This window comes from Phenylobacterium sp., from assembly GCF_031425575.1.
GTDB lineage: Bacteria > Pseudomonadota > Alphaproteobacteria > Caulobacterales > Caulobacteraceae > Phenylobacterium.
Genome location: NZ_JANPJP010000367.1, coordinates 1 through 7814, shown reverse-complemented (window position 1 = coordinate 7814; position 7814 = coordinate 1). Strand labels below are relative to the sequence as shown.

Below are 7814 nucleotides of genomic sequence, written 5' to 3'. Positions count from 1 at the left end.
TCTTCTACAGCGGCAAGCTCGTCCATGGTGGTGGGGCTAACGTCACGGCTGACGTGCGACGCAGGGTAATCACCTCGCCATTCAACCCCGGCTTCCTGGTACCGGAAGAAGCCTATCCCTTCGCCGTACCGATCGAAGAGGCCCAGGAGATGTCCCCCAAGCTGCAGCAAATGATCGGCTTCCGATCCTTCTATCAGACCGACCCGCGCGGCGGGCCTCTCTGGCAGCATGACTACGACGAACTGGCGAAGCACCTTGGCCTGCAAGCCTAGTCGGCGGTCCATTGTTGTAGCTCGCCCAGCGACGCTGGCCCGGTCATCCGCGCAGGGATGGTGGCGCGGCGCTCGGTAGTGAAAAGGAATTTGTGCGATTCACGCGTTGATCATTATGGCCAAGCCCAAGCGAGAGGGTACTGACTGGCTAAGTCGGAAAGGTTCTTTTCTGGCGGAAAGGGCTACTTCCCGCGGCCGTGAAAACGAGTGAAATCAACCCCTGTCGACCCGCGTCCTTAGGCCAAAACGCTCGAATTTTTGCGTAGGAGCCGAATTGTGGCTTTAACCTGTCAGTTCCACTTCGGATGTGCAGTGTTATCGGAAATCGGCGGGAGCTGGCCAATGCAGCCGGACGGCCGGCAAGCCCCACTTGGGCTCGAATGGTTGGGCATGCCATCGGCCGCCGAGCTGACCTTCGAGACGTCGGTTTGCGGGCCAGCTCGGATCCAAACGCCAAATGCGTGGTGACCGGTGCGCGAAGGGCAGAAGGCCTGTTCACGAATTGCGCCCACTGTAGCGGGCTAAAGAGCGTGGCGTCCTGAGCGCTCGGAGGGACAGTGCCGGCAACCGTCAAAGCCCTACTTATGGTGATGACGCGGCTGGCGGCGCTGGCCTAGCCGAGCGCTATTTAGAGACACGTAAGAAGGCTATGGGTCGATACAGGTCTGCTCAGACCCTCCCGCGCGCCAGACCTCCGCCACCCGCTCCCGCAAGGACGCACGAGGCATGGCGGCGAGCACCACTGCCAGTTCAGCCGAGATCGGCATTGGCCGAAAGGCGCTTACCTTCGATCCGCCAGTATTGCCCCGAGGCACAAGCCCCAGCGCCGTCTTGGTCGCTGCACCGATGATACGGACCAATTGGCCACGGACTTCGCGAGTGTCCCGCCGCCTCAGCCCCCACCAAAGCATTCGAACGTGCACGCGCACATGATCGATGGTCGAGGTTTGGCCGAGGACGTGGGCGCGCTCGAGGTGGGCGAACGCCGCGGCCCAACGGCCGTGGCGTTCGCAGAGTTCGGCGGCCGCGAGTTCGGCCGCGACCGCCGGCGCCATCGAGGGAAGCAGCCGCACGGCGAGGCAGACCGCCGCCGCAGCGTCGAACGCCAGGCAGAACTGTGGCCACCAGATCGGAGCGCTTGGGTTTGGCATTAGGTGAGGGTGGACGAAGTCGAGCATTCCGTGGCCCAGCAAACCGGCCACCACGAGCCAGAGGTTCCATCGAAAGCCCGCCACCGCAATGCTGACAAAGCCGCAGACGAACCACAGCTCCAGGGTCAGGATGTGGACAGAGCCCGCCTGGACGGCGAACAAGACGTAATAACCCGCGATCATCACGAGGAGCACTGGGTAGAAGCTCCGGGCTCGATCAAATCCCGCGGCGCTGGCGAATAGCGCAACGCCGAGAGCCAGGGTCACACCGATGACGGTTTCCATTGAAGTGTTCCTATAGCGAGAACTGTCGCGCTCAGAGGCGCCGGCGAAGGGCTATCGCTCAGCCCGTGGTCACAGGGTGGCGCGAACGCCTAGTTGGAGAGCCCCACGAGAAAGCCACTGAATAGGACCAGAAAGCCCCCGATCTCGCCGAGCGCCAACGCGTAGACCCCAGCGTTCATCGCGCTGCTGGAGATGTGCCGGTCGCCGAGCCGATGCGGCCGCCGCAACTGGTTGTCAGTGTCTTTCAGTAGGCCATGAATGGCGTACGATCCAACCGCGGCTGCGAAGAACAGCACCGGCACAGCTACAGCGAGGATGTTGACCAGGCCCGGCCAGACACTGAGCCCGGCGAACTCGGCGAGCACCAGGCAGGCGAAGGCGTACATCAGCGCCGCGCGGTGGCAGATGTCGACGTAGGCAGGCGCGAGGCCATCCTCGTCGAGGATCATCGCGCGGTACTTCCACACCCCCGTGACCAGGCCTGTGAGAAAGAAGGCTCCGCAGCTTAGCTGCGCCAAGAACACGGCGTTCATCCGACGGCTCCTGTTCCGGGCGTGGGGCGGCGGCAAATGGCTGTGACCTGCGCCATGTCAGTTACGCCGGCCGGTGGGCAGGTCGTACTCCAGGCCGATCGTCGCCAGGCGCACGGCGACGGGTCCGTAGCGCTTGCCCATCGCCGCGATCGCCGCGTCAAGCTGCGGCGCTGCAGGACCCGGGCCCCCTGGAATTACATAGCGCCCCGATTGCGGCTCGGCGTCCGGCAGAATGGTCAGGCCGTGCCGGGAGCGTACGGGCCTGAGGCCCGGATTCGTGGTGACCACTTTTGTGCGGTAACTGCGTCCCCAGGCATCCGCGCGAAGCGAGAGCGCGACCTCATCGACACCGTTGGAGACGGGGGCCTCTACAGTCTCGTGTCTCCAGACCGCTGCGGCGCTCTTGAGCGCAGCCAAATAGTCGGCCTTGGTGAGCTGGAAATTGGCCGTGCGGTGATCTGCGGTCCAATTTGTGACCCCAAACCGCGCCGCGGTGGTCTGTGCCACGGCCCGGCCACCGATGGCCTCGACGAGCGCCAGCGACACCGGGATCGAGGCGGTGACGCCGGTGGTCGAGATGATCGCGCCATCCTGGACATAGCGCTGGTCACGAACCCAGACGGTGTCGGGATTGCTCTTGGTCAGGCTCTCGACGGCCGCCCAATGGGTGGCCGCCCGTTTGCCCTTGAGCAGTCCCGCTTTGGCGAGCACTCGGGCGCCCTCACAAACCGAGACGATGGTCGCTCCCTTCGCCGCCTGCGTCTTGATCCAGGCGATGAGAACCTTGTCCTTGGGATCAACCTGCGCCGGGACGATGACCATGTCGGCCCCTGCTGGTTCCTGCGCATCGAACTGGCCGAGCGTCTGGTCAGCAACGATCTTCAGGGAGCGCCACAGCTGCACGGGCCCCGCGCTGGTGGAGAGGCTGCGAACCTCGGCCACCCCCGACTCCTTCAACACGCCGTAGGGGATGGCGAAGTCGGTCATTTCGGCGCCGAGGTTTTCCGCCACCACCACAACGAGCGGAAGAGAGCGGCTCGCCTTCGGGGCCGGCACACTCAGGTGGTCCCGATCATGTCCTGGGTCGGCCTTGGAAGCGAACGGATGGAACGCGACGGCGACGGCGACGGCGCCCGCGGCGACGATATGAGTACGCATGGAGGTCTCCTGATGGTGCGGCGTGTGACCGGGACAGGGCCGAAGCCCCGGCCGGATTAGGGCGCGGGGGCCGGCTGAGACGTCGCGGACGAAGCGCATGCGCAGGCCTCGCCGCAGGCGCAGGCCGTGCTGCACGTGCAGACCGGGCTGCACGTGCAGGGATCACAGACGCAGGTCGAGACGGGCGGGCAGGAGGTAGAGACGGTCATTGGGTGGCTCCTTCAGATCCGGGATGGATCGACAGCGAACCTAGACGCCGAAAGATATGGCGGAAATGTCGGATTTATCGCAATATGCGCCATGACCCATCCTCAGACCTCGAGTCGTAAGATCGCCATCATCGGCTACCCTGGCGTTCAGTCCCTGGACCTGGCCGGGCCGTTCGAAGTGTTCGCAATGGCCAACCGTTTCGGGCGTCAGGCCGCCTACCAGCCGATCCTCGCCTCGCCGGCCGGCGGAACGATCTTCTGCAATTCCGGCCTGGAGCTCGCCGGATCGACCGCCCTGCGGGACTTGCCCGACGACCTGGACACGATCCTCATCGGAGGCGGCGACGAGGATGGCCTGCTGGCTATGCGCGACACCGAGATACTAGCCTGGCTGGCGGAGCGGACGCCTGGAACCCGCCGGATCGGCAGCGTCTGTTCTGGAGCGTTCGTGCTGGCGGCGGCCGGCGTGCTCGACGGTCGGCGGGCGACGACACATTGGGAGGTCTGCGATGAACTGCGCGCGTTCCGCCCGGCGGTGAAGGTCGAGCCCGACGCCATTTTCGTAGCCGACCCACCCTTTTACACCTCGGCGGGCGTCACGGCCGGCATCGACCTCTGCCTCTCCCTCGTCGAGGCCGACTGCGGACCCGATGTGGCGCTGGCCGTGGCCCGCAATCTGGTGCTTTTCATCCGCCGGCCGGGCGGTCAGACCCAATACAGCTCGGGCCTGAACGTTCAGGCGGCGGCCACGCCGCGCCTGCGGACTCTCATCGCTGAGGTCACCGCCAGTCCGTCGGGTGACCTCTCGCTGCCGGCCTTGGCGGATCGAGCCGGAATGACGGAGCGGACGTTTAGCCGGGTTTTCAAACTGGAGACCGGGGTCACGCCCGCGGCCTTTGTCGAGATAGCCCGGGTCAACCGGGCAAAGGCGTACCTGGAGACGTCCGACTGGCCGTTAGCTCGGGTCGCAGATCGGTCGGGCTTTGGAAGCCTGGACGGCCTCCACCGCGCCTTCCAGAAGCGCTGCGGCATCACACCTGGGGACTACCGTGAACGGTTCGGTCGCGTCCCTGCAGGGGTTTGAGGGCCTCGCTGCACCACGCCTTGGCGGCTCCAGTCATACTGCATGTAGCGGGCGGTCTCAGCTGCCGCGTCGGGATTGATAAGTCGGCTCACAACATGGAGCGCGGCGTCGAGACCTGCGCTGATGCCGGCTGCCGTGAGCACCCGGCCGTTGTCGACGACCCGCGCGTCAGGCAAGACCTCGCCACAGTCTAGCGCGCGCAATTCGTCAAGCGCGCCGTAGTGTGTGGTGGCCGCGAGGCCATGGAGCAGGCCCGCCGCGCCCAGCAGCAAGGCACCTGTGCACACCGACAGAGTGAGTTCCGCGGCGGCGTCCAGACGCCGGACGGTGTCCAGCATCGCATCATTGTGCATTTCTCGCCGCGTGCCTTGTCCGCCCGGCACGACCAGCACGTCGAGGACGGTGAGGTCCCGCGCCGCCAGGTGCGGTAGGACCTTCAGAGCATTGCGGGCGTGGATCGGGCGAGGTTCGAGCGCGATCGTGACCACCTCGAACGCCATGGCGCCGGTGGATGTCCGCGCGACGCCAAAGACCTCGAACGGCCCCGCGAAGTCGAGAACTTCGACATCGTCGAAAATCAGGACCGCGACACGACGCGGCGCGGGCGGGGCAGTCTCCATATTGCCCGCGGGTTGAGACCCTTCTGTCATCGGCGTGCCTTTCGCGGGGAGGTTGCTGGGGTTGTCTCGTCGAGGGTCCGCAGGAAGGCGACGATCTGTCGGCGTTCCGCGGAGGTTAAGCCAAGGGGCTGCAATTCGGAGTGGCCGACAGCGGACGCTGGCGCGCGGTTATAGTGGTCCAGGACCTGATCCATCGAGGCCAGCTGGCCCGCGTGCATGTAGGGCGCTCGCTGGCTGACGCCGCGCAGGGAAGGGACCTTGAAGGCTCCGACCTGCTCTGGGCTGTCCGTCACCGCAAATTCCAGCTCATCGCAGCGCGCCGGCGGGGCGTCGCTAAATGCGCCCTTGCAGTTGAAGGGATCGTTGAGCGCCTTGCGCACCCCCTCGTCGCGACCGCGATCCGGGGCGTGCCCAGGTCTGGGAGGCACGCCGGTGTTTGCGAACCCTCCATTCGAGAACAAGGGGCCGTTGTGGCAGTTGGCGCACTGGCCCTTGCCAATGAACAGCCGCAGCCCCGCCCGCTCGTCGGTGCTCAAGGCGCCCGCGGATCCGCCGGTTTGGGCGAACAACCCGGCCACATAGCGGTCGAACCGGCCAGGCTGGACGGTCAAGGTCCTTTCGTAGGCGGCGATCGCCTTGCCGAAGTTGGCGAAGGCCAGGTTCACGGCGCGCTGGTCGGCGGCGGCCATCCGGTCCCAGGCCGCGCGGGCCTGGGCGTCACCCACCGGCGAGGCGCGCTGGGGGATCCGCTGGAGGTCGTGCGCAGCCGGCAAGGCTGGGAACAGGCGCTCGTAGGGGCCGCGGTACTGCGCGGCCAGCGCGTGGGCGACTTGGGTGCGCGTGAACCCGTGCTCGGCCGGGTTTTCAACCGGGCCCAGGGCTTGGGCCCACAGGCTGTCGGCGCGCCCGTCCCAGAACTGCCAGGGCGAGTGGACGGCAGAGGCAACGGGCATGGTGCGTCGCGCGCCGTCTGACAGGCCTCGCCCCACTGGCAGGCCGTCCGTAAATCCGCGCTCAGGCTGGTGGCAGCTCGCGCAGGACACCTTGCCGTTGTCGCTGAGCCCCGCGTCGAAGAAGAGCGAACGGCCGAGGGCGGCGGCTTGGGGATCGTCCGCGACACGGTTGGAGGGGTCGGCGGGCGGCGCCAGGGCCGCTCCAGGCGACAGCATGCGCAGCATCGCCAGCTCGTCGGCCGACCAAGTCGGCACGGCGAGGGATGGACTAACAATCGCCGCCGCTAGCCCAAACGCAACCAGCCAGCCTCTCATAGGATGAGGTTGAAAGTGACCATGTCGGAGCGGCCATCAGGCCCTCTCACGGCGAGGGTGAGAACCCACCACCCCGGCATGGAGAATTTGACGCCATCGATCACGTAGCCACCGGGCGCAGTGGTCGCCGACGCGCGCGGAGCTGTTGGAAGACCATGGCGGTGGTCGGGCATGCCGCCGCCCACCACAACTGTGGCGCCGCTGACGGGCTGACCCGACGCATCCGTGACCCGTGCGGTCCATTGGTGCACCCGCCACAAAGGGATTGGTCTGCGAGTGCTCTCAAGCTGTACGTGGAAGACACCATGGTCGGTCACGCGGTTCAAAGAGCGGTCGAGATTTGGCGGCCGAGCGAACGCCGGCGCCGCGAACAAGATGGCGGCCCCGATCACAGTGAGCAGGAAGACAAGACGGCCACGGGGTCGCTGTGTTGTCGTGTTGTGGAGCTGGGACATCGTGTTCTCTCTTCTGAGGACGAGCGTGCCCTCGGTTCACAAGAGACCATCGGAATGTGTTGGCTAAAATGACAAGGTTGCCGCCAATCCCGCCACACCCTCCGGAGGCGTTTGTTTGGATGATCGATTGAAAAGATCGAAAGGCTGTTGCGCGCTGAGAGCTCATTGCTTCATGGCGGGCAGCCTCAGCGCACTGGCAATGGGGCTTACCACCCGTGGAGCGGGCCCTACTGAATCTGTTGCGAATGTCTAGTTCGCGCCTGAGAGCCGCGGCCGGTGTTGGCGCAAAGGCGACGGCCGCGGCTGATCGGGAGCGGAGTCAAACCCGCTGGTAGGCGATAGCAGCCGCTTCATGCAGGTGTTCCGGCGCAACGCCTCAAGCCTGGCAAATAAACTGCGACGCGGCAGTGCTGATCACGCGGCACCCTGATACCAGCTCCAGCGGCCGTTTCTGCTGGCGAGGGATTAGCTAGACCACTACTGCGGTCACATGATCGAAGCACACCCCTCCGGGGGCTACATCCTGGAGGAGCTTTCCGTCGGCATGACCGCCGAAAAGCGCGTGACTGTGACGGAGGCGCGGATCTCCCAGTTTGCGCAAGCATCGGACGACTTCAACCCGCTGCACATGGACGAAACGTTCGCGTCCAAGACGGCCTACCGAGGCCGGATCGCACACGGTCTTCTGTCGGCATCGTTCGGCTCGGCGGTCGTCGGCACGATCCTGCCCGGTGCGGGCGCCATCTATCTTAGCCAGACTCTGACCTTCCATAAGCCAG

The 7814-nt window shown here is 65.7% G+C and carries 9 protein-coding genes; 3 read left to right on the top strand and 6 right to left on the bottom strand.

Features of this window, described 5'->3' with window-relative positions:
* Positions 1-272, top strand: a 272-nt coding sequence (locus RMO97_RS20860; RefSeq protein WP_310542924.1) for a hypothetical protein, incomplete at its 5' end; no start/stop codon positions are given.
* A 647-nt stretch (positions 273-919) separates the two neighbouring features.
* Here RMO97_RS20860 and RMO97_RS20855 read toward each other — a convergent pair.
* The 3 genes from RMO97_RS20855 to RMO97_RS20845 form a co-directional block, all read right to left on the bottom strand.
* Positions 920-1708, bottom strand: coding sequence for a DUF3703 domain-containing protein (locus RMO97_RS20855; RefSeq protein WP_310542923.1), 789 nt, complete (start codon positions 1706-1708; stop codon positions 920-922).
* Between the two features lie 89 nt (positions 1709-1797).
* The gene (locus RMO97_RS20850; protein ID WP_310542922.1) at positions 1798-2241 is read right to left on the bottom strand and encodes a hypothetical protein; all 444 of its coding nucleotides are present in this window, start codon (positions 2239-2241) and stop codon (positions 1798-1800) included.
* Positions 2242-2298: 57 nt separating this feature from the next.
* Complete coding sequence (locus tag RMO97_RS20845; protein WP_310542921.1) at positions 2299-3399, bottom strand: DJ-1/PfpI family protein; 1101 nt, start codon at positions 3397-3399, stop codon at positions 2299-2301.
* Between the two features lie 300 nt (positions 3400-3699).
* Between RMO97_RS20845 and RMO97_RS20840 the strand changes: the two genes are divergently transcribed.
* Complete coding sequence (locus RMO97_RS20840) at positions 3700-4692, top strand: GlxA family transcriptional regulator (RefSeq protein WP_310542920.1); 993 nt, start codon at positions 3700-3702, stop codon at positions 4690-4692.
* Here the strand turns inward: RMO97_RS20840 and RMO97_RS20835 are convergent.
* The 3 genes from RMO97_RS20835 to RMO97_RS20825 all read right to left on the bottom strand — a co-directional run bounded on the left by RMO97_RS20835 (position 4653) and on the right by RMO97_RS20825 (position 7035).
* Positions 4653-5312, bottom strand: a complete 660-nt coding sequence (locus tag RMO97_RS20835; protein WP_310542919.1) for a DJ-1/PfpI family protein — start codon at positions 5310-5312, stop codon at positions 4653-4655. The two genes, RMO97_RS20840 and RMO97_RS20835, sit on opposite strands and share 40 nt — an antisense overlap.
* Positions 5313-5338: 26 nt before the next feature.
* A complete protein-coding gene (locus tag RMO97_RS20830; protein WP_310542918.1) occupies positions 5339-6490 on the bottom strand; it encodes a cytochrome c peroxidase in 1152 nt (383 codons plus the stop codon).
* Between the two features lie 86 nt (positions 6491-6576).
* Positions 6577-7035 (bottom strand): FixH family protein, encoded by a 459-nt coding sequence (locus tag RMO97_RS20825; RefSeq protein ID WP_310542917.1) that lies wholly within the window; start codon positions 7033-7035, stop codon positions 6577-6579.
* A 490-nt stretch (positions 7036-7525) separates the two neighbouring features.
* On the opposite strand from RMO97_RS20825, the gene RMO97_RS20820 reads away from it, so the two are divergent.
* On the top strand, positions 7526-7814 hold a 289-nt coding region (locus RMO97_RS20820; RefSeq protein ID WP_310542916.1), incomplete at its 3' end, for a MaoC family dehydratase.

Coding starts and splice junctions, on each gene's coding strand:
- RMO97_RS20855 (WP_310542923.1), bottom strand. CDS start 1,708: ATGGAAACCGTCATCGGTGTGACCCTGGCTCTCGGCGTTGCGCTATTC.
- RMO97_RS20850 (WP_310542922.1), bottom strand. CDS start 2,241: ATGAACGCCGTGTTCTTGGCGCAGCTAAGCTGCGGAGCCTTCTTTCTC.
- RMO97_RS20845 (WP_310542921.1), bottom strand. CDS start 3,399: ATGCGTACTCATATCGTCGCCGCGGGCGCCGTCGCCGTCGCCGTCGCG.
- RMO97_RS20840 (WP_310542920.1), top strand. CDS start 3,700: ATGACCCATCCTCAGACCTCGAGTCGTAAGATCGCCATCATCGGCTAC.
- RMO97_RS20835 (WP_310542919.1), bottom strand. CDS start 5,312: ATGGAGACTGCCCCGCCCGCGCCGCGTCGTGTCGCGGTCCTGATTTTC.
- RMO97_RS20830 (WP_310542918.1), bottom strand. CDS start 6,490: ATGCTGCGCATGCTGTCGCCTGGAGCGGCCCTGGCGCCGCCCGCCGAC.
- RMO97_RS20825 (WP_310542917.1), bottom strand. CDS start 7,035: ATGTCCCAGCTCCACAACACGACAACACAGCGACCCCGTGGCCGTCTT.